At 70.0% G+C, this 20,325-nt stretch carries 20 protein-coding genes; 14 read left to right on the forward strand and 6 right to left on the reverse strand.

Annotated features, from left to right (window positions below; translation table 11 throughout):
* Positions 1-74 precede the first annotated feature (74 nt).
* Positions 75-455 carry an NUDIX hydrolase gene (locus E0E30_RS00935; RefSeq protein ID WP_210115844.1) on the forward strand — a complete coding sequence of 127 codons (381 nt, stop codon included), beginning with the start codon at positions 75-77 and terminating at the stop codon, positions 453-455.
* Positions 456-615: 160 nt separating this feature from the next.
* On the opposite strand, the gene E0E30_RS00940 is transcribed toward E0E30_RS00935, so the two are convergent.
* On the reverse strand, positions 616-1,317 hold the full coding sequence (locus E0E30_RS00940; RefSeq protein ID WP_280953242.1) for a response regulator transcription factor: 702 nt from the start codon (positions 1,315-1,317) through the stop codon (positions 616-618).
* A complete protein-coding gene (locus tag E0E30_RS00945; RefSeq protein ID WP_411913977.1) occupies positions 1,314-2,561 on the reverse strand; it encodes a sensor histidine kinase in 1,248 nt (415 codons plus the stop codon). The genes E0E30_RS00940 and E0E30_RS00945 overlap by 4 nt, the downstream gene beginning before the upstream one ends.
* Positions 2,562-2,709: 148 nt before the next feature.
* Between E0E30_RS00945 and E0E30_RS00950 the strand changes: the two genes are divergently transcribed.
* From E0E30_RS00950 to E0E30_RS00970, 5 genes are all read left to right on the forward strand, one after another.
* Positions 2,710-3,303, forward strand: a complete 594-nt coding sequence (locus E0E30_RS00950; protein WP_245306456.1) for a cation transporter — start codon at positions 2,710-2,712, stop codon at positions 3,301-3,303.
* A gap of 50 nt (positions 3,304-3,353) precedes the next feature.
* The gene (locus E0E30_RS00955; RefSeq protein ID WP_167853847.1) at positions 3,354-4,595 is read left to right on the forward strand and encodes an Nramp family divalent metal transporter; all 1,242 of its coding nucleotides are present in this window, start codon (positions 3,354-3,356) and stop codon (positions 4,593-4,595) included.
* 29 nt (positions 4,596-4,624) lie between these two features.
* The gene (locus E0E30_RS00960; RefSeq protein ID WP_245306457.1) at positions 4,625-5,173 is read left to right on the forward strand and encodes a flavin reductase family protein; all 549 of its coding nucleotides are present in this window, start codon (positions 4,625-4,627) and stop codon (positions 5,171-5,173) included.
* Between the two features lie 89 nt (positions 5,174-5,262).
* Entirely contained in the window at positions 5,263-6,156 is an 894-nt protein-coding gene (locus E0E30_RS00965) for a fructose bisphosphate aldolase (RefSeq protein WP_130864694.1), read from the forward strand.
* Positions 6,157-6,226: 70 nt separating this feature from the next.
* On the forward strand, positions 6,227-6,973 hold the full coding sequence (locus tag E0E30_RS00970; protein WP_210115845.1) for an HAD-IIB family hydrolase: 747 nt from the start codon (positions 6,227-6,229) through the stop codon (positions 6,971-6,973).
* Here the strand turns inward: E0E30_RS00970 and brnQ are convergent.
* Entirely contained in the window at positions 6,921-8,240 is a 1,320-nt protein-coding gene (gene brnQ, locus E0E30_RS00975; protein WP_245306621.1) for a branched-chain amino acid transport system II carrier protein, read from the reverse strand. The two genes, E0E30_RS00970 and brnQ, sit on opposite strands and share 53 nt — an antisense overlap.
* 211 nt (positions 8,241-8,451) lie before the next feature.
* On the opposite strand from brnQ, the gene clpB reads away from it, so the two are divergent.
* Positions 8,452-11,025 (forward strand): ATP-dependent chaperone ClpB, encoded by a 2,574-nt coding sequence (clpB, locus tag E0E30_RS00980; RefSeq protein ID WP_130864697.1) that lies wholly within the window; start codon positions 8,452-8,454, stop codon positions 11,023-11,025.
* A 91-nt stretch (positions 11,026-11,116) separates the two neighbouring features.
* On the opposite strand, the gene E0E30_RS00985 is transcribed toward clpB, so the two are convergent.
* Entirely contained in the window at positions 11,117-13,288 is a 2,172-nt protein-coding gene (locus tag E0E30_RS00985; RefSeq protein ID WP_130864698.1) for a LamG-like jellyroll fold domain-containing protein, read from the reverse strand.
* A 239-nt stretch (positions 13,289-13,527) separates the two neighbouring features.
* The gene (locus tag E0E30_RS00990; RefSeq protein ID WP_130864699.1) at positions 13,528-13,896 is read right to left on the reverse strand and encodes a YchJ family protein; all 369 of its coding nucleotides are present in this window, start codon (positions 13,894-13,896) and stop codon (positions 13,528-13,530) included.
* 78 nt (positions 13,897-13,974) lie between these two features.
* Between E0E30_RS00990 and E0E30_RS00995 the strand changes: the two genes are divergently transcribed.
* The 4 genes from E0E30_RS00995 to E0E30_RS01010 all read left to right on the forward strand — a co-directional run bounded on the left by E0E30_RS00995 (position 13,975) and on the right by E0E30_RS01010 (position 17,039).
* Positions 13,975-14,802 carry a spermidine synthase gene (locus E0E30_RS00995; protein WP_130864700.1) on the forward strand — a complete coding sequence of 276 codons (828 nt, stop codon included), beginning with the start codon at positions 13,975-13,977 and terminating at the stop codon, positions 14,800-14,802.
* A 50-nt stretch (positions 14,803-14,852) separates the two neighbouring features.
* Positions 14,853-15,542 carry a hypothetical protein gene (locus E0E30_RS01000; protein WP_130864701.1) on the forward strand — a complete coding sequence of 230 codons (690 nt, stop codon included), beginning with the start codon at positions 14,853-14,855 and terminating at the stop codon, positions 15,540-15,542.
* Positions 15,539-16,198: a sortase domain-containing protein gene (locus tag E0E30_RS01005; RefSeq protein ID WP_130864702.1), complete on the forward strand. Its 660-nt coding sequence runs from the start codon at positions 15,539-15,541 to the stop codon at positions 16,196-16,198. Before E0E30_RS01000 ends, E0E30_RS01005 begins: the two co-directional genes overlap by 4 nt.
* A 109-nt stretch (positions 16,199-16,307) precedes the next feature.
* A complete protein-coding gene (locus tag E0E30_RS01010) occupies positions 16,308-17,039 on the forward strand; it encodes a LemA family protein (protein ID WP_130864703.1) in 732 nt (243 codons plus the stop codon).
* Between the two features lie 9 nt (positions 17,040-17,048).
* Here E0E30_RS01010 and E0E30_RS01015 read toward each other — a convergent pair whose 3' ends face one another.
* Positions 17,049-17,744: a VTT domain-containing protein gene (locus tag E0E30_RS01015; protein WP_130864704.1), complete on the reverse strand. Its 696-nt coding sequence runs from the start codon at positions 17,742-17,744 to the stop codon at positions 17,049-17,051.
* 125 nt (positions 17,745-17,869) lie between these two features.
* Between E0E30_RS01015 and E0E30_RS01020 the strand changes: the two genes are divergently transcribed.
* The 3 genes from E0E30_RS01020 (at position 17,870) to fbaA (ending at position 20,232) form a co-directional block, all read left to right on the forward strand.
* A complete protein-coding gene (locus tag E0E30_RS01020; RefSeq protein ID WP_210115846.1) occupies positions 17,870-18,469 on the forward strand; it encodes a TrmH family RNA methyltransferase in 600 nt (199 codons plus the stop codon).
* A 5-nt stretch (positions 18,470-18,474) separates the two neighbouring features.
* On the forward strand, positions 18,475-19,080 hold the full coding sequence (locus E0E30_RS01025) for a hypothetical protein (RefSeq protein WP_245306458.1): 606 nt from the start codon (positions 18,475-18,477) through the stop codon (positions 19,078-19,080).
* 126 nt (positions 19,081-19,206) lie between these two features.
* Entirely contained in the window at positions 19,207-20,232 is a 1,026-nt protein-coding gene (fbaA, locus tag E0E30_RS01030; RefSeq protein ID WP_130864705.1) for a class II fructose-bisphosphate aldolase, read from the forward strand.
* Positions 20,233-20,325 lie beyond the last annotated feature (93 nt).

Genomic DNA, 20,325 nt, shown 5'->3' on the forward strand with positions numbered 1-20,325 from the left:
AATGGTATCGGTGCCCACAGGTTGGTCGACGTATCGTTCGGCCCGTGATCCTCGAGCTCTCCGCCGTCTGCCTGCTGCGCGGGCGCACCTGCCTCAACGTCCGCAAGGACGGCACCGCGCACGTCATCCTGCCCGGGGGCAAGATCGAGCCGGGGGAGGACGCCCTCGCCGCGGCGGTGCGCGAGGCGCGGGAGGAGCTACGACTCGACCTCGACCCGTCGTCGTTGAGCTGCCTGGGGACCTTCTCGGCGCTGCCCGCCAACGGTGACGCCGACTCCATCGTCTGCACGGTGTACGTCACCGGGTGGCAGGAGAGCTGGCCCGAGCCCCGACCCGACCACGAGATCGTCGAGTACGAATGGACTGCGCTGGACGAGGCCCACGCCGACCCGCGTCAGGCGCCGTTGCTCGTGGACGCCGTCATCCCGGCCCTGCGGGAGAGCGGCCTGCTCTGAGCCCGTCGCCCCCGCTTCCGGGACGGGCTGTGCTCTCAGCGTCCGGGACGGGCTGTGCTCTCAGCGTCCGGGACGGGCTGTGCTCTCAGCGTCCGGGACGGGCTGTGCTCTCAGCGTCCGGGACGGGCTGTGCTCTCAGCGTCCGGGACGGACTGTGCTCTCAGCGTCCGGGACGGACGAGGCCCGCATCGTACGCGGTGATGACCATGTGGACCCGGTCGCGCAGATCGAGCTTGGTGAGGATGTGCCCGATGTGGGTCTTCACCGTCGTCTCGGCCAAGAAGAGCCTGGTGGCGATCTCGGAGTTCGTCAGGCCCTCGCCGACGCAGGTGAGGACCTCTCGTTCCCGGTCCGACAGGGCGTCGACGAGGTTCCCATCGACCACCGTTCCGGCCTCCCCGGTGCGGAACCGCTCGATGAGCCGTCTCGTCGCCGAGGGGGCGACGACGGCGTCCCCCGAACTCACCGCGCGAATACCGGCCAGCAGCTCGGTGGGCCCGGCGTCCTTGAGGAGGAACCCGGCGGCCCCCGCGTGGAGGGCCCGATGGACGTACTGGTCGAGGTCGAAGGTCGTGAGGACGAGCACCCTGGTGGCCGGTTCGGCCGCGATGATCCGTTCGGTCGCCTCGAGGCCGTCCATCCGGGGCATCCGGATGTCCATAAGGACGACGTCGGGAAGCACCCGCCCGGCCAGGGCGACCGCCTCGGCGCCGTCCCCGGTCTCCCCGACGACGGTCATGTCGGGTTGGGCGTCGAGGACCATCCGGAAACCCACGCGGACCATCTCCTGATCGTCGGCCAGCAGAAGCCGGATCGGGTTCGCATCGGACCGGGTGTCGTTGGATCGGGGGTCATCGGTCACGAGGTCCTCCTGTCGGTCCAGTCCTGGGCGGGGACGACGGCGTGCACCCGGAAGCCGCCCGCAGGCAGGTCACCGGCCTCGAGGGAGCCGCCCCAGGCTCCCACCCTCTCACGCATGCCCACCAGTCCGTGGCCATCGCCCGCCGTGTCGGCGTCGTGGGATCCCCGGCCGTCGTCGACGACCTCCACCTCGACCGCCTCCGGGAGGTGACGCAGCCGCACGTGGGCACTGGCGTGCGCGCCGGCGTGCTTGATGACGTTGGTGAGGGACTCCTGGACGACGCGATAGACGGCGAGTTGGGCGCCCTGGGGCAGGTCCGGGTGACTGCGCGGTTCGCCCTCGACCACGAGATCGACGTCGAGGGCTCCGCAGGTGCGGCCGACGAGGTCGGGGATCTGGTCGAGGCCGGCCGCCGGGGCGAGATCGAGAGGCTGATCGCCGTCGTCCCGAAGCACCCCGACGAGGCGCCGGGTCTCGGCCAGGGCCCGCCGGGCGGTCTCGGCCACGGTGTCCAAGGAGCTTGCCGCTGCCGCCAACCGGCTCGTCGCGTCGCCGGTCTCCTCGTGATGGGCCAGGTAGGAGCCGCCATCGGCCTGGACGACGATGACCGACAGCGAGTGGGCGACGATGTCATGCATCTCCCGGGCGATCCGGGTGCGCTCCTCCTGGGTGGCCAGGCGAATCCGCTGGTCCCGCTCGCGTTCCAGATCCTCGGCCCGCCGACGCAGGGTCTCGAGGTTGAGACGTCGGGCGCGGGCGAAGCTCCCGGAGAACCAGGCGACGAGAACGGTGAGCGCGCAGGTCACCGCGACGATGGAGAACTGGACGACGCCGACCCGCAGGCTCGTCGCCGGGGGCGCCGACTGTCGCCAGCCGTATCGCCACCCGGCCAGGCACGCCCCGACCAGCGCCAGGGCCAGCCACCACCGCGCTCGGGTCGGCTTCCCATAGGCCACGACGGCGTAGATGACGACGGGCACGACGATGACGGAGGGCTCGATGGTCGGTGCGACGATGAGTTCGATGAGACAGCCGACGGCGGCACCGGCGGCGGCGACGTCGGGCCGGGTGCGACGCCACAGCAGCGGCACGACCATGACGAGCGTCCACACCCAGCCCAGGAGCACACTGGTCGTGCCGTTGTTGGCGCTGGCGCTGATGAGGGGCAGCAGGAGGACGGCCCAGACGGCGTCACCGATCATGGGCCGGGCGCTGAACCAGTCGTGGATTCCCTTGACGCTCACCCCACGAGGGTAGGGGCAGGCGCCGGTGCGCGACATCGTCCCGTGGGATGACGTCCACCGGTCATCGGGCGACGGCCGCAGGCCACCACACGACGAGACCTCGGGTCAGCGTGGTCCTGACCCAGTGTGACTCTGACACAATGACCGGGTGGACGCCCTCGACCTCACCCGACGTACCCGACGGATCGTCGGCGTCGTCGCCGTGCTCAACCTTGCCGGGATGATCGGTGAGCTCGTCGTCGCCTCCCTCATCGGCTCGGTGTCGCTCTTCGCCGACGCAGCCGACTTCGCCGAGGACTTCCTCATCAACGGGTTGGTCGTCGTCGCCCTCGGCTGGTCGGCGTCGTCCCGACGCAAGGCCTCGGTGTGGCTCGCCGGGCTCATCCTCATCCCTGCGGTCGCGGCCCTCGTCACAGCGGTGCTCAAGATCGTCGACGGCTCGGCTCCCGAGGGGATCCCGATGTCGGTGACGGCCGCCCTGGCCGGGATCGTCAACCTCGCCGCGGCGGCGCTGCTGCTGCGGGTGCGGCACGAGGGCAGTTCCCTCGTGCGCGGGGCCTGGCTGGCCGCCCGCAACGACGTCCTGGGCAACCTCCTCATCCTCGTGGCCGGACTGGTCACCCTGGCCTGGCCGGCCATCTGGCCCGACGTCGTCGTCGGTATCGTCATGGCGGTCGTCAACGCCCTGGCTGCCAAGGAGGTCGTCGAGCAGGCGCGGGCCGAGGTGCCGGAACTGGAGTGAGCCGGCGGGACGATCCATCCCTCGGTGACCCCGAGCGGTAGGTTCAAGAGGTGGGCGAGGAGAGGGCAGGCGGGCACGCCGTCAAGGGCCATCACCCCGTGTGGCGCCTGTTGGGGCCCGGCTTCGTCGCCGCCGTCGCCTACGTCGATCCGGGCAATGTCGCCGCGAACCTGTCCGCCGGTGCCGAGTACGGCTACCTGCTCGTGTGGGTCCTCGTCGCCGCGAACCTCATGGCCATGCTCGTCCAGTACCTGTCGGCCAAGCTCGGCCTGGTCTCCGGCCACACCCTGCCCGAGCTCATCGGTGAGCGGATCGGCACACGGGCCGGTCGCCTCCTCTTCTGGTTCCAGGCCGAGATCGTCGCCGCGGCCACCGATCTGGCCGAGGTCATCGGCGGGGCGGTGGCCCTCCAGCTGCTCCTCGGGCTGCCGCTGCTCGTCGGCGGGCTCGTCATCGGCGCCGTCTCGCTGCTCCTGCTCGTCCTGGGATCGCGACGCGGGCCGCGGGTCTTCGAGCTGTCCATCACCGGCCTGCTCGTCGTCGTCACCCTAGGTTTCGTCGCCGGCCTGGTCGTGTCCCCGGTCGACTGGGGAGGGGTCGCCGCGGGCCTCGAACCGAGGTTCTGGGGGAGGGACACCGTGCTCCTCGCGGCGTCGATGCTCGGCGCCACCGTCATGCCCCATGCCGTCTACATGCACTCGAGCCTGGTCCGCGACCGCCACGGGGTGAGCGAGGAGCCGGGACGGATCCGGATGCTCGTGCGCGCCACCCGGTGGGACATCCTCCTGTCCCTGCTCGTCGCCGGGACGGTCAACGTGGCCATGCTCGTCCTGGCGGCGTCGAGCCTGTCCGGCCTCACCGGGATCGACGGCATCGACACGGCGTACGACGCGATCCGGACCCGCCTGGGTGCCGGCGTCGGCCTCGCCTTCGCGGTCGGGCTGCTGGCCTCCGGTCTGGCCTCGACCTCGGTGGGCGCCTATGCCGGGTCCGAGATCATGGACGGTCTGCTCCATGCCCGGGTGCCGATGATCGTGCGTCGCCTCGTCACCCTGGTCCCCGCCCTCCTCATCCTGGCGACCGGGTTCTCCCCGAGCCGTGCGCTCGTGCTGAGCCAGGTGCTGCTGTCCCTGGGACTGCCATGGGCCGTGATCCCGCTCATCCGTGTCACGGGGGACCGACGCGTCATGGGCCGGTTCGCCAATCCACACTGGCTACGGGTCACGTCATGGGCGGTGGCCGGACTCATCTGCCTGCTCAACATCATGCTCGTCGTGCTGACTCTGGCGTGACGGCCCTCGCGGTGGCAGGGTGGGTGCTCGTGAGTGAACACCTCCACACGAGCGCACCCGGTGCGGTGGACCGCGACCCCATGATGCTGGCGTCAGCCCTGGCCGGAGCCTTCCGTGAGCACCCGGCAGGAGTGGCGATCCTCACCGTCCAGGGCCTCGACGGTCCCCAGGGGCTGACGATCTCGTCCCTCACCTCGGTCTCGGTGACCCCACCCGTCATCGCGGCCTCCCTGGCCAACGGCTCGTCGACCCTCGCCGCCCTCCGGATCGGCGCGAGGGTCGTCGTCCACCTGCTCGACGCCGCCCAGGAGTCCCTGGCCGACGAGTTCGCCCGACCCGGCGGCGACCACTTCGCCAGGACGCCGTGGACGGCCTCGCCGGAGGGTGCGCCGCTCCTGGGGACCCCCGGTCCCCGTCTGCACGGGTGGGTCCTCGACCGGCTCGACGTCGGCACGTCCACCCTCGTGGCCATGCAGGTCGACGACATCGAGCCGGGAAGCCGTGACGACGACGCCCTCATCCGGATGGGTCGGTCCTGGCGTCGTCTGCCGCGCCCCTCCGCCTCGTCCCGGGACTGAACCCGCCGCTTCCCGAACCGCGACTGTGTTCACCGAGTAGTCTGGAGGAACGAGATCCCACAGTCGACGAAGAGGTGGAGGACAGCGACATGAACACGGAACAACTCGATCGAATGCACTCGGCGCGCGGGTTCATCGCGGCACTGGACCAGTCGGGAGGCTCGACCCCCAAGGCGCTGCGCGCGTACGGGATCGAGGAATCGGCCTACGGCGACGACAAGGAGAAGATGTTCGACCTCGTCCATGAGATGAGGACACGGATCATCACCAGCCCGTCCTTCACGAGCGAGCACATCCTCGGCGCCATCCTCTTCGAGATGACGATGGACCGTCAGGTCGAGGGCATCCCCACCGCCGACTTCCTGTGGCAGCGCAAGGGCATCGTGCCCTTCCTCAAGATCGACAAGGGCCTGGCCGAGGAGGCCGACCACGTCAAGGTCATGAAGCCCATCCCCGGGCTCGACGAACTGTTGCACCGCGCGGTCGAGGACAAGCACATCTTCGGCACCAAGGAACGCTCGGTCATCCTCGACCTGGACGATGCCGGCATCGGTCGGGTCGTCGACCAGCAGTTCGAGCTCGGTGACCAGGTGCGCGCCGCGGGGCTCGTGCCGATCCTCGAGCCCGAGGTGGACATCCACGCCCCGCACAAGGCCGAGGCCGAGGACCTGCTCCACCAGCGGATCCGCGAGCACATCGACGCCCTTCCGGCCGATGCCCGGATCATGCTCAAGCTGACCATCCCGACGAAGCCCGACCTCTACGCCGACTTCATCGCCGACCCCAAGGTCGTCCGGGTCGTCGCGCTCTCGGGCGGCTACTCCCGGGACGAGGCCAACGAACTGCTCGCCCTCAACCACGGGCTCATCGCGAGCTTCTCACGGGCCTTGGCCGAGGGACTGTCGGCCGGGCAGGGTCAGGAGGAGTTCGACGCCACCCTCAAGGCGTCGATCGACTCGATCTACCAGGCCTCGATCAGCTGATCGGGGCCCGAGCGGCGCTCGGGCGGCGTCCGACCGGTCCCCACCCAGTAGGGTGTCGGCTGTGAAGACGCTGCCCGCAGTCGTCGCCTTCGACCTCGACGACACCCTCGCCCCCTCCAAGACCCGCCTGCCGCGGCCCATGGCCGAGGTGCTCGTGCGGCTCCTCGAGCGCGCCCAGGTGTGCGTCATCTCGGGCGGGCAGTTCGGGCAGTTCCGCTCCCAGGTCGTCGAGGCCCTCGACGAGGTCGGTGGCGCCCGGCTCGACCGGTTGCACCTCATGCCTGCCTGCGGCACCCAGTACTACCGCTTCGTCGACGGCCGATGGGCCCGGGTGTACCTCGAGGGCCTCACCGACGACCAGAAGTCCCGTGCGGCCGCGGCCCTGGAGTCGCAGGCCAGGGACCTGGGCCTGTGGGAGGAGCACACCTGGGGCCCGGTGCTCGAGGACCGTGAGTCGCAGATGACCTTCAGCGCGCTGGGTCAGCAGGCCCCGGTCGACGCCAAGCGCGCCTGGGACCCCGACGGGACGAAGAAGCTCGCCCTGCGCGAGCAGGTCGCCGCGCTCCTGCCCGATCTCGAGGTGCGGGCCGGCGGGTCCACCTCGGTCGACATCACCCGGGTCGGTCGCGACAAGTCCTTCGGCATGACCAAGCTCCTCGAGCAGACCGGGGTGGACAAGGGCGACGTCCTCTTCTACGGCGACCGGCTCGACGAGCACGGCAACGACTACCCGGTCAAGGCCATGGGTGTCCCGTGCGCCGCCGTCACCGGGTGGCAGGACACCCTCGCCCAGCTCGAGGAGCTCCTCGCCGACTGAGGAGGCACCCCACCGCCAGTCCGACCACCGCGGGCACCACCCAGCCCAGCCCGTCCGCCGACCACGGCAGGACGGCGTCGGCCAGGGACACGACGGCCCGGGTGAGGGAGTTCTGGACCGGCAGGGCGCGGACGAGGTCGAGGACCGCAGCCACTGCCACGCACCCGGTCATGACCTGATGGGGCAGACGCCGTCCTCCCAGCCACGGGGTGAGCAGTCCCAGGGCGATGGTCGTCACGGCCAGCGGGCAGAGGAACATGAGCACCGGGACCGACCACGCGATGATCGTCGTCAACCCGGCATTGGCGACCACCGCCGAGACGACGCAGAAGACGACCACCCACCCACGCACGGACAGCGACCGGAGGAACATCCGGGCGAACATCTCGGCGCAGGAGACGACGAGTCCGATCGACGTCTTGAGGCAGGCCACCAGGACGATCCCCGCGATGAGCACCTGTCCGGCGACCCCGTAGTAGTGCCGGGAGACGCCGGCCAGCACCGTGCCGCCATTGGTGGCGTCCGGCACGACGAGGTTCGAGGTGCGCCCCAGATGGGCCAGGGCGATGTACACCACGGCGAGGGGGACGACGGCGACCAGTCCCGATCGGGCCGTCTGCCGGGTCACCGCGCGCCGCCCGGTGATCCCGGCCCGGCCGATCGCCTCGATGATGACGATGGAGAAGGCCAGGGAGGCGAGGGCGTCCATGGTGTTGTAGCCGTCCAGGAGGCCGCGCACGAGCGGCAATCGGTCATAGGGCGGCGCCGGTGCGCGGGCCGGGTCCGTGGGCATGGGGTCCGCCAGGGTCGCCACGACGAGGACCGTGAGGAGCACGAGGAACAGTGGCGTGAGGTAGCGTCCGACCCAGTCCATGAGCCGACCCGGCCGCAGTGACGCCGCCAGGGTCGCGCCGAAGAAGAGGACCGTGAAGACCGCCAGGGCGGGGGTGCCCGACCCGGCCGCGACGAACGGTGCCACGCCGATCTCGTACGGCACCGTGGCGGTGCGCGGGATCGCGAAGGCCGGACCGATGGTGAGGTACAGCAGGCAGGTGACGGCGGTGGCGTAGCGGACCGAGACCCGCGAGGTCATCTCGTGGACGCTGGAGCTTCCCGACACGGCGGAGGCGACGACGCCCAGGACCGGGATACCCACGGCGGTGAGGAGGAATCCCGCGCAGGTGGTCGTGGTGGCCCCTCCGGCCAGCCGGCCGAGCTCCACCGGGAAGATGAGGTTGCCCGCGCCGAAGAACAGCCCGAAGGTCATGAGTCCGACGAGCAGGGTGGGGGATGTGCGTACGGCGTGGGCATGAGACACGGGTGACATCCTGCCGCATGTCACCTCGGGGCCCCGCTCGGGGTGGAGGAAGGGAATAATCCCGACCGAGCTGGGGTTGAGTCAATGTCACTCAAGTCTGACCGGATGTCCCCCGGGCAGCCATACTTGAGTTGAGGAAGCTCAACCAATCGAGGGATGCATGGACACCAATCTCACCACCATGAGTCGCGACGCGGTCACCGCCGCCTCGCGTCATGCGTTGGCCCACGGAAACCCGTCCGTCGAGCCTTCGCACCTGCTGCACGCCCTGCTGACGATCCCCGACAACACCGTCGGACCGCTCATCGAGGGCCTCGGTGTCGACCCCAGGCAGGTCGACACCGCCGCCACCGAGGCCATGGCCAAGCTGCCATCGACCTCGGGGGCCTCCGTCACCCAGCCACAACTGTCGGGCTCCTTCGCCCGGGTCATCGCCGACGCGCAGAACCGCGCCGAACAGATGGGTGACGCCTTCGTCGCCACCGAGCACCTGCTCATCTCGCTCACCGCCGTCCCGTCCGACGTCCAGCCCGCTCTGGCACGGCTGGGGCTGCGTCCGGACGCCCTGGCGCGTGCCTTCAATGAGGGACGCGGCGACCGCCGGGTCACCTCCGAGGAGTCCGAGGGAGGGGAGTCGGCCCTGGCCAAGTACTCGGTCGACCTCACCGAGCGCGCCCGCGCCGGCAAGCTCGACCCCGTCATCGGTCGTGACGCCGAGATCCGTCGGGTGGTCCAAGTGCTCGCCCGACGCACGAAGAACAACCCCGTCCTCATCGGCGAGCCCGGCGTCGGCAAGACCGCCGTCGTCGAGGGCTTGGCCCAGCGCGTCGTCGCCGGGGACGTCCCCGACTCCCTCAAGGGACGGCGCGTCGTCTCCCTCGACCTGTCGAGCATGGTCGCCGGAGCCAAGTACCGCGGCGAGTTCGAGGAGCGGCTCAAGGCCGTCCTCGGCGAGATCAAGGAGGCCGAGGGTCAGATCATCACCTTCATCGACGAGCTGCACACGGTCGTCGGTGCCGGGGCCTCCGGTGAGGGGGCCATGGACGCCGGCAATATGCTCAAGCCCATGCTGGCCCGCGGTGAGCTGAGGATGATCGGGGCGACGACCCTCGACGAGTACCGCGAGCGCATCGAGAAGGACCCTGCCCTGGAACGTCGGTTCCAGCAGGTCTTCGTCGGGGAGCCCTCGGTCGAGGACACCATCGCCATCCTCCGTGGTCTGCGCGAGCGGTACGAGGCGCACCACAAGGTGCGCATCACCGACGGCGCCCTCGTCGCCGCGGCCTCCCTGTCGAACCGCTACATCACCAGCCGTCAGCTGCCCGACAAGGCCATCGATCTCATCGACGAGGCCGCCTCGAGGCTGCGCATGGAGATCGACTCCTCCCCCGAGGAGATCGACACCCTGCGCCGTGAGGTCGACCGGATGAAGATGGAGGTCTTCGCCGTCGAGAAGGAGGAGGACCCGGCCAGCCGCCAGCGACTCGATCGCCTGCGCGCCGAGATGGCCGACAAGGAGGAGACCCTGCGTGGTCTGGAGGCCCGGTGGGAGGCCGAGAAGGCCGGCCTCAACAAGGTCGGCGAGCTCAAGACGCGGATCGACGAACTGCGGACCACCGCCGAGAAGTTCCAGCGCGAGGGCGACTTCGGCAAGGCCTCCGAGATCCTCTACGGCCAGATCCCCGGCCTGGAGAAGGAGATGGAGGCCGCCGCCCGGGCCGAGGAGGAGACCCCGCGGATGGTCTCCGAGGAGGTCGGCAGCTCCGACATCGCCGAGGTCGTCTCGGCCTGGACCGGCATCCCGGTCGGCCGGATGATGCAGGGCGAGCAGGAGAAGCTGTTGTCCATGGAGACGCGGATCCATGACCGTCTCATCGGCCAGGACAAGGCCGTCAGGGCGGTGGCGGACGCCGTGCGGCGCTCCCGTGCCGGAATCAGCGACCCCAATCGGCCCACCGGCTCCTTCCTCTTCCTCGGGCCGACCGGTGTCGGCAAGACGGAGCTGGCCAAGTCGCTGGCCGAGTTCCTCTTCGACGACGAGACCTCGATGGTGCGCATCGACATGAGCGAGTACATGGAGAAGCACTCCGTCTCGCGGCTCGTCGGTGCGCCTCCGGGCTACGTCGGCTACGAGGAGGGCGGTCAGCTCACCGAGGCGGTGCGGCGTCGTCCCTACTCGGTCATCCTCCTCGACGAGGTGGAGAAGGCTCATCCGGACGTCTTCAACATCCTCCTCCAGGTGCTCGACGACGGCAGGCTCACCGACGGTCAGGGGCGCACGGTCGACTTCCGCAACACGATCCTCGTGCTCACGAGCAACCTGGGATCGCAGTTCCTCTCGGACCCGGCCCTCGACGAGAAGGCCAGGCACGACGCCGTCATGGGCGCGGTACGGCAGGCCTTCCGCCCGGAGTTCCTCAACCGGCTCGACGACATCGTCATGTTCGACCCGCTGACGACCGCCGACCTCACGAGGATCGTCGACACCAACCTGGCCAAGCTCAACGCGCGGATGGCCGACCGCCGGATCACCGTCGAGGTGACCGATGCCGGCAAGGAGTGGCTCGCCATGACCGGTTTCGACCCGGTCTACGGGGCCCGACCGCTGCGTCGACTCATCCAGATGACGATCGAGGACGAGTTGGCTCGCAAGGTCCTGTCGGGCCAGGTGTCCGAGGGTGACACGGTGACCTTCGACGTCGCCCCCGACTCCGACGGGCTGACGAGTCGCTGATCCGGGACCCGATCCCGCCGAACCCTCGAAGCTGTGTGCGTTGGGGCCGTGAACTCACGGCCCCAACGCACACAGCTCGGCAGGGCCGGGCTCAGCGGCCGGTGTGAGGCAGCTTTCGCGGCGGACGCGGGGCTCGACCCGGGCGGCTCGGCCGGACCGACGAGGTCACCGAGGCGCCGGCCGACGGGGAGACGGCCGACGGCGTGCCCGAGGGGGTCGTATTCGAAGGGCTCGGGGTGCCGGTCACCGACGGGGTCGAGGTGGGCGTGCCGGTGGGCGTCGCGGTCGGTGTGGGCGTCGGGCTCGGCTTGGCGGCCCGAGCGGTGAGCCACTGCTCGGCGGTCGTCGGGTGGTCGATGAACCTCATCTCGCCGATGATCCCGAAGAAGCCCTTGTCCATCTCGCCGCCGTAGATGCTCCCGCCGATGATCCACGGCAGGTCGTCGAAGCCGTTGATGCCGTGCGCGACCCCCTTCGTGCCGTACTGGTTGCGGAGCATGGGCACGCCGTTGATGTACATGACGACCGATCCCTCGGCCGGGTCGTCGACGACGGCGACGTGGTACCACTTGCCCAGGTCGACGTCACCGGACCAGTTGGAGTACCCCATGCCGGCCGGCGCGATGTCGGTGAACGCCCACTGGACTTCCTTGAGGCTCGAGATGGCCCCGGCCATCGGCGGCTCGTCGAGGTCGGAGGTGTCCGCCCCCGCGACCTTGAAGTTGGGCAGGTCGGAACGCTTGCCGCCACGGCACACGAAGGCGCTCCAGTAGTTGTCGCCGCCGTAGGCCTCGTCGATCCGGATGAAGGTCTCGAAGGTGTAGCCGTGGGCGAAGCGCTCCTTGTTGGCGGGCGCATCCGTGGCGGTGGCGAAGTAGGAGAAGTTCGCCTTCGACGCCGGGGTGAGCTTGACGGCGTGGAAGCCGGACGAGTACATCATGTGGTCCTCGACGAGGGCCGCCGAGTCCGGGGCGACACCGGCGACCATGAGCGTCATGTCATTGCCGTGCCCGCTGATGTCCTGCTCGACGAGCTTTCCGTCGACCATCGTCGGACGCCAATGGGCGACGGTGCCGGGGACCTTGGGGTAGTCCTGATCGTCGACCGGCTTGACCAGGGGCAGGTCGGCGATGGGGGTGAAGACCGAGCGCAGGTGCTCGCGCAGCGCCTTGGTGGCCGAGGGCACCTCGCCGGTGGGGTGGAAGTCGGCCCCGAACGAGGCGAACCGGGAGGCGAAGTCGAAGTGGGTCGACCAGGTGTCGCCCGGACCCTCGAGGAGTGCGCGGTCCAAGGAGTTGGCCTTGGACCCCTTGAGCGGCACCCACGGCGAGAAGGCCGTCTGGGAGAGCTGGTTGTGGGTGAAGTCGAACTCCATGAGGGCCATGAGACCGTTGCCGCCCTGGTACGCCATCTGGTAGTCGAGGAGCTGCTGGAAGACCGGCTGGCCGGCGTCATTGGTGAGGACGCGGTTCGTCGCCCCGTGGTGGTGGCCGTTGACGGTGAGGAAGACCTGGTTGTGGGCCTTGACGAGGCGGTCCCAGATGCGCTGGCCGAAGTCGGTCGACAGGGCGGTGCCGTCGGGCGAGATGTCGATGATCTGGTGGGTGGTGACGATCGTCGGCACCGTCGGGTGGGCCTTGAGCACGGACTCGGCCCAGTCGAGGTCGGCCGTGTCGGAGCCCCAGGGCACGTTGACGGCCATCATGGGGACGCCGGCGACCGTGAAACTGTGCCAGTTCGACAGCCCCGAGGGCCCCATCTCCCGGAAGCTGGGTGACGACTTCTGCCGGGACTCGGGGAACCACGTCCGGTAGTACTTGAAGTCGTTGGCGACATCGTGATTGCCCGGGATGAGCGAGTAGCGCACCGCGGCGTCGTCGAGGATCTTCATGGCCCGGGAAGCGACGACGTACTGGTCCTCGTGGCCGTTGCCGGACTGGTCGCAGACATCGCCGAGGTGGTGGGTCATCTCGATCCGGTAGGTCTTCGTGTTGTCGGCGATCCACCTGGTCTGGCAGTCATAGGGGTTCGGCAGCCCGGGGTACTGCTTGGCGTAGAGGTCGGCCGTGGCGACGCCGTACCTCGAGTAGAACTGCGTGTCGGGCAGGAGGGCGATGCAGCCGCGAACCCCGGGGCGGTCGTCGACCGTTCCCGTCGTGGTGTAGGGGGCGGCGTTGGCGGGCCATCCCTCCCGGACGGCGACCCCCGCCAGGGTGATGGCTGCGCCGGTCATGAGTAGGTGACGGCGGCTGATCGGCGACATGTGTGGCTCCTCGACGGTCTTGGCTGGACCCGGTGTCGCAGCCCGCCAGTCATCTGAGCACTCCTGTCCGACGGGAACCCCTCGTACACGTGAACACGAGCTGACAGGCTCATGGACAGTCGGGGATGCCCCGGCGTGAGGGGCCGTCGGTGCGGGTTCATGCCGGCCGAACCCTCGAGCTGTGTGCGTTGGGGCCGTGAGTTCACGGCCCCAACGCACACAGCTCGGCAGGGCCGGGCTCAGTCGAGGAGATCACCGTCGACGTACATCCACCGACCGGCGCGGAACTGGAACCGAGCGACCTCGTGCATCCGGCCGCCGATGTGCTCGGCGAGATACTCGACGACCCCGGTCGCGTCGCCCGGCTGCCCCGCCTCGGTGCGCACCACGCGCAGCCCGGTCCAGCGCAGCGGCACCTCGTCGACGACGTCCGGCCGGGTCCGCGGGTGCCAGGTGGCCCACAGGTGGTTCCACCGCCGGAGGACGTGGGCGCTGTACCGCGACCTCATGAGGGCCTCGGCGGTGAGGGCCCGACGCGGGTCGTCGAGAACCGGGCCGCAGCAGGCCGACAGCGCCGCTCCGGAGCCGCAGGGGCAGGGACTGCTCATCGTCATCCTCTCGTCGGGTGGCACTCATGCTAGGGCGGCGCGGACGGTGGCCGCGGCCGGGCTCGATAGGGTCGCCCCGTGCCCCGTGTCGATCCTCCCGAGCCCGAGCGTCTCGTCCCCGACCCCGACGTGCCCGGGGCGTGGATCGTTCGGGTCGGCGGCGCCGACCAGTCGTGGATCGACCCGGCCGACCCCACCCGCCTCGAGTTCGACTACATGGAGCGCATCGCCGACCACCTCGACCTGCACCGCCCGGAAGGCGAGCGGATGCGCGTCATCCATGTCGGAGGAGCGGGGATGGCGCTGGCGAGGTACGTCGCGGCGACCCGCCCGACCTCCCCGCAGATCGTCCTGGAACCGGATGCCGCCCTCACCGAGGAGGTTCGTCGCAAGGCTCCGCTGGCACCGCGATCGGGCATCAAGGTGCGGCCGGTCGACGGACGGTCCGGGATCGCGGCGATGCGGGCGGACTTCGCCGATGTCGTCATCATCGATGCCTTCGCCGGCGCGAGGGTGCCGTCCGAGCTCGTCACCGTGGAGTTCCTCGCGCAGGTCCAGCGGATCCTCGTTCCCGACGGAGTCGTCGTCGCCAACGTCACGGACCACGCCCCGTTGGCCTGGACCCGACGTCTGGTGGCCAGCCACGGCGAGGTCTTCGCCGACGTCTGCCTGGCCGCCGAGTCCTCCACCCTCAAGGGGCGCCGGTTCGGCAACCTCGTCCTGGCGGCGTCGAACGGCCCGTTGCACGCGGCGCAGGTGAGACGCCGTGCCGCCGGTGCACCCTTCCCCTTCCGGCTGCTGCACGGCGAGGACCTCGATCGGTTCGTCGCGGGGGCTCGTCGGTTCACCGACGCCGACACGCAGACCTCTCCCGGGCCGCCGTCGGGGCTGACCTTCTTCGAGTGAGGACGAGCGGACCGGGGCCCGGGTCATGCGGCCAATGACATGATGGACCCATGTCCGAGCCCCAGCAGCCCCCGCGTCGGGCCGTGCCCCAGCCGCCGGGCTCGTACCCCCAGCAGGGCCCTCACGCGCCGCAGGGCCCGTACCCCCAGCACGGCCCGTACGGGCCGCAGACTCACCCCGGCGGGTACCTCATGCCGCCGAGGAACCCGCTCGCGCCGCCGGGAGTCCTCCTGGCGGTCGAGCTCGTCGTCGGGATCGCCGGGGCCCTGTGGATGCTCATCATCCTCGCCCTGTGGGTGAGCGCCGGGCGGTCGACCTCGGGTCTGGGACCCATGACGACCTCCTTCGCGCTCTCCCTGGCCGGAGGCGACTGGGTCCTGTACCTGCTCGTGCCGACGGCAGGATTCGTCCTGTCGATGACCATGAGACGCGGTCACGCCATCGACCGGTGGCTGTTCACCATCCTCGGCGCCTTCTGGATCATGTGGCTGCTCAGCCATGTGCAGGCCATCAGGTGGCCCGGGGTGCTCCTCGTCGGCGCCGGGATCCTCCTGGCCTGGACCCCGGCCATGAACGCCTGGATCGCCGCCGTCGCGGCCCATGAGCAGGCGATGGTCAACCCGCTTCCCCCGCCACAGCCACCGTCCTCATCGGCCTGCTCGGGCGCCCAACCCTGGGGACGCCATCCCTCCGACGACCCCTCCTCCTGGCCGCCGCCCTCACCGGGGCAGGACCGATGAGCCGGCGACCCTCGGCCTTCGGCTGGACTTTCGTCGTCCTGCTCGTCCTCGTCCTGGCCGGCGGGGCCTGGGCAGGATGGACGTGGTGGGGGAGCACCCTGGTGCCCGGGTCCCGGGGCCCGCGCGAGGCCGACGCCGCGGTGGCCTCCTGGTCGGCCTCACCCGCCCCCTCGCCCACGACGAGTTCGGTTCCCACACCGACGGACGGCACCGTCATGGCCGTCCTGCGCATCCCGGCCCTCGGGGACTCGTGGCGGTGGCCGGTCGTCGCCTCCACCGATGACGCCGACGCGGCCCTCGACCACGCCCTGGCCTGGTACCGCGGCACCGCCGGGGCCGGCCAGGTCGGCAACTTCGCCGTGGCCGGCCGGGCCGCCACCGGGGCCGACGCCTTCGCCGAGTTGCGCCGTCTGCGCAAGGGCGACGACATCGTCGTCCAGGCCCCGGGTGTGACGTACACCTATGTCGTCGACGTCCCGGCCTCGGCTCTCACCGTCGGCAAGGACGCCTCGTGGGTCCTCGACCCGGTGCCCGGCCACCGCGGCGCCATCCCCACCCAGGCCGTCATCACCCTGACGACGAGCCAGGACAGGGTCGCCACCGACGCCCGGGCCGTCCTCATGGGCCACCTCGTCGCCACCCGGGCGAACCGCTGAGCGTGATCCCGCCGGAAGCGGCCCCGGCGCCCAGTACCCTGCTGTGAAGCCCAGTACCCTGCTGTGAAGCCCAGTACCCTGCTGTGCCCGCCCCGGAAGGAACTGCACCGTGAGCCTCATCATCGTCCTCATCGGCCTGGCCGCCCTCGTCGCCCTCATCGTCGGAGTCGGCATCGGTGCCTACAACGGCTTCGTCCGGCAGCGCAACACCATCCAGGAGTCCTGGCGTCAGGTCGACGTCGAGCTCAACCGGCGCTACGAACTCATCCCCAACCTCGTCGAGACGGTTCGCGGGGCCGCCGCCCATGAGAGCGGAACCCTCGAGAACGTCATCCGGCTGCGCAACCAGGCGGTCCAGTCCTCCGGCGGCGACGCCCCCGACGCCCGGCGCGCCGAGATTGAGTCGCAGCTCAGCGGGGCGGTGCACAACCTCATGGTCCAGGTCGAGGCCTATCCGCAACTCCAGGCGAATGCCTCCTTCGTCGAGCTGCAGCGTCAGCTGGCCGAGACCGAGGACCGGATCGCCGCCGGACGTCGCTACTACAACGCCAACGTCAGCGCCTACAACACCCGGATCGACTCCTTCCCGTCGAACCTCGTCGCCTCGATGAACCACTTCGAGAAGGCCGCCTACTTCCAGGTCGACAACCCCGAGATGCGCTCGGCCCCGACGGTGAACTTCGGGGCCGGTACCGGGACGACGTCGACCCAACCCGGCATCGACCGGGGGACCTCCCAGGCGGCTCCGGGCTATGAGGCGCCGGGCTTCGGGACGCCGTCCGCCGAGCAGGGGCAGCAGGCCGGCCAGACCCAGCGGGCCGACGGCGTCGACCCCCGCTGACTCGCGGCCTCAGGCGGCGGCGTCGCGGCGTCGACCGCGCCACCACTCGACGACCATGGGGAGCACGGACACGAGGATGATGAGGATGAGCGCGGCCTCGAAGTTGTTGCGGATGACGTCGATCTGACCGAGGAAGAAGCCGGCCTGGACGGCGATGAGCACCCACAGGACGCCGCCGATCGCCGTGTACGAGATGAACCTGCGGAAGTCCATCCGACCGACCCCGCTCACCATGGTGACGAAGGTGCGCACGATCGGCACGAATCGGGCGAGGATGAGGGCCATCGCACCGTGCTTGGCGAAGAACTCGTTGGTCTTGTCGACGTACTCCGGCTTGAAGATCCTCCCCGCCAGGCCGTCCCGAGGCCGGAACAGCCGTGGACCCACCTCGCGCCCGATCCAGTAGCCGACGACATTGCCCGCCACCGCTGCGACGATGAGGACGGCGTTGACGAGCACCAGGGTCGAGACCTTCGACCCGTAGTGGACCAGCGGAGTCGAGCTCGTCACGCCGACCGCCGCGAACATGCCGAGCGCGAAGAGGAGCGAGTCTCCCGGCATGAAGAAGATCGCCAGGCCGCACTCGGCGAAGACGATGAGGGCGACGATCCACAGGGCGGCGGCTCCGGCGGCCTGGATGATGGCCTGCGGGTCCATCCAGGAGGGCAGGAGCAGGGGGACCAGGGTCAGGAGAGGACTCGGCATGGCCAACAGAGTAGCCTCAGGGCGTGACTCCTCCCTGTGACGACGAACGGCCCGGGGGGCTGCCCGACGACCTGTCGGTGCGTGTTCCCGGGTCGGCCGCGGGCACCACGAGTGACGACCCCTTCCTGCGGGTCGGGGTCGGCCCGGCCTCTCGACCCTGGCCGCAGGACCCCAGGCTAGACCCGGACCTGCTCGCCCACGGGGACCGTCGCAATGTCGTCGACCAGTACCGCTACTGGAGCGTCGAGGCCATCGTCGCCGACCTCGACACCCGACGCCGCCCGCTCCACGTGGCCATCCAGAACTGGGAGCACGACTTCAACATCGGCTCGGTGGTGCGCACCGCCAACGCCTTCAACGTCTCCGGGGTGCACATCCTGGGGCGGCGCCGGTGGAACCGTCGCGGCGCGATGGTCACCGACCGTTACCTCCACGTCCACCACCACCGGGATGTGCCGACCTTCCTGGCCTGGCTCGCGGGGCACGGCGTCGTGCCGGTCGGCGTCGACAACCTGCCCGGGGCGGTGCCCCTGGAGACCGCCGCGCTGCCGCGCGAGTGCTGTCTCGTGTTCGGCTCGGAGGGGGCCGGGCTCACTGACGAGGTGGTCGCCGGGTGCCGTCAGCTCGTCGCCATCACCCAGTACGGGTCGACGAGGTCGATGAACGCCGGCGCGGCCGCGGCCATCGCCATGTACGCCTGGGGACTGCAGCACCCTCTAGAGTGACCTTCATGACGTCGCCATCGCTGTTGGTCGCGTACAACCCTGTGCCGACGGCCGGCCGCGTGGCCCACCACCGGTCGACGCGGGTGAGGTTGGCCGTCCAGGCCCTCGTCATCGTCGCCATCGCCTTCCTCACCCTGGCCCTCACCCGTGACTCCTTCGACCTGTCCACGCTCATGTGGATGCTCGGATCGTGGGTCGTCCTCTTCGCGGTGCTCTTCCTCGTCCAGACCCTGCGGCTGCGGTCGGCCAGCAAGGCGCTGCTCGGTATCGGGGAGGGGACGGCACTGCGCCTGGACCGTTCCGGGATCGCGCTGCGGCGTCAGCTGAGGCAGGGGGACGGGTCCTTCGACGACGTCACCGGTGTGCAGGTCGAGGGGGCCCCGGCTGCCGAGCACCTCGACCTGGTGTCCTGGGACGACCTCGACCGGTTCGCCGTCCAGGGCACGGGCCTGGGGGAGGGGCCGGCCCTCGTCGTCACCGACCGTGCCGGACATCGCTGGCAGGTGCCGGTCTCGTGGCTCGACGAGCGGCCCGGGGCCATCGACTCGGCCGCCCTGGCGTGGTCGGGCGGACGACGACGACTCGACGTCACCGGGCTGGACTCCTTCTGACGCCCGGGTGGGCTCTGCCGATGCCCCGGTGGGCCCGGCTCGTGGGCCCCACGGGACACAGTGCCGCCCGATGCGGAACAATGGAGGGCGTCATCGCGAGATACCGACGCAGAAAGGCGCATGCACATGCCCATCGCAACACCTGAGGTCTATGCCGAGATGCTCGACCGCGCGAAGCAGCAGGGCTTCGCGTACCCCGCCATCAACGTGACCTCCTCGCAGACCCTCAACGCGGCCCTCCAGGGCTTCACCGACGCGGGTTCCGACGGCATCATCCAGATCTCCACCGGTGGCGCCGAGTACGCCTCGGGCCAGAAGGTCAAGGACATGGTCACCGGTGCCGTGGCTCTCGCCGAGTACGCCCACATCGTCGCCAAGACCTACCCGATCAACGTCGCCCTCCACACTGACCACTGCCAGAAGGAGAAGCTCGACAAGTACGTCAACCCGCTCATCGCCATCTCCCAGGAGCGCGTCGACCGCGGCGAGGACCCGCTGTTCAACTCGCACATGTGGGACGGCTCGGCCATCGAGGTCGAGGAGAACCTCCAGATCGCCGAGGAGCTGCTGTCGCGCACCTCGAAGGCCAAGCTCATCCTCGAGATCGAGGTCGGCGCGGTCGGTGGCGAGGAGGACGGCGTCACCGGCGAGATCAACGACAAGCTGTACACCACCGTCGCCGACGGCATGCGCACCCTCGAGGTGCTCGGCCTCGGCGAGAAGGGCCGCTACACCACGGCGCTGACCTTCGGCAACGTCCACGGCGCCTACAAGCCCGGTCACGTCAAGCTGCGCCCCGGCATCCTCAAGGAGATCCAGGACGCCTGCGGCGCCAAGTACGGAAAGGACAAGCCCTTCGACCTCGTCTTCCACGGCGGGTCCGGCTCAACCGCCCAGGAGATCGCCGACGCGGTGTCCTACGGCGTCATCAAGATGAACATCGACACCGACACCCAGTACGCGTTCTCGCGTCCGGTCGTCGAGCACATGTTCAAGAACTACGACGGCATGCTCAAGATCGACGGGGAGGTCGGCAACAAGAAGATGTACGACCCGCGCGCCTGGGGCAAGAAGGCGGAGGCCGGCATGGCCGCCCGCATCGTCGAGGCCTGCGAGCAGCTCGGCTCGAAGGGCACCTCGATCAACGCCTGACGGCTGGAACGCCTGACGTCGGGCGAGGGGGCCGGCCCGCATGGGTCGGCCCCCTCGCCGTGTCCGGGCAGCCCCGTGCCGGGCGCCGTGGCA

It is taken from the genome of Acidipropionibacterium timonense (genome assembly GCF_900605005.1).
Taxonomy (GTDB): Bacteria; Actinomycetota; Actinomycetes; order Propionibacteriales; family Propionibacteriaceae; genus Cutibacterium; species Cutibacterium timonense.

Excerpts from the sequence above, each read along its gene's own strand:
- brnQ (WP_245306621.1), bottom strand. The coding sequence starts at position 8,240 with ATGACCTTCGGGCTGTTCTTCGGCGCGGGCAACCTCATCTTCCCGGTG.
- E0E30_RS00965 (WP_130864694.1), top strand. The coding sequence starts at position 5,263 with ATGAACACGGAACAACTCGATCGAATGCACTCGGCGCGCGGGTTCATC.
- E0E30_RS01005 (WP_130864702.1), top strand. The coding sequence starts at position 15,539 with ATGAGCCGGCGACCCTCGGCCTTCGGCTGGACTTTCGTCGTCCTGCTC.
- E0E30_RS01015 (WP_130864704.1), bottom strand. The coding sequence starts at position 17,744 with ATGCCGAGTCCTCTCCTGACCCTGGTCCCCCTGCTCCTGCCCTCCTGG.
- clpB (WP_130864697.1), top strand. The coding sequence starts at position 8,452 with ATGGACACCAATCTCACCACCATGAGTCGCGACGCGGTCACCGCCGCC.
- fbaA (WP_130864705.1), top strand. The coding sequence starts at position 19,207 with ATGCCCATCGCAACACCTGAGGTCTATGCCGAGATGCTCGACCGCGCG.
- E0E30_RS00990 (WP_130864699.1), bottom strand. The coding sequence starts at position 13,896 with ATGAGCAGTCCCTGCCCCTGCGGCTCCGGAGCGGCGCTGTCGGCCTGC.
- E0E30_RS00985 (WP_130864698.1), bottom strand. The coding sequence starts at position 13,288 with ATGTCGCCGATCAGCCGCCGTCACCTACTCATGACCGGCGCAGCCATC.
- E0E30_RS01025 (WP_245306458.1), top strand. The coding sequence starts at position 18,475 with ATGACGTCGCCATCGCTGTTGGTCGCGTACAACCCTGTGCCGACGGCC.
- E0E30_RS01000 (WP_130864701.1), top strand. The coding sequence starts at position 14,853 with ATGTCCGAGCCCCAGCAGCCCCCGCGTCGGGCCGTGCCCCAGCCGCCG.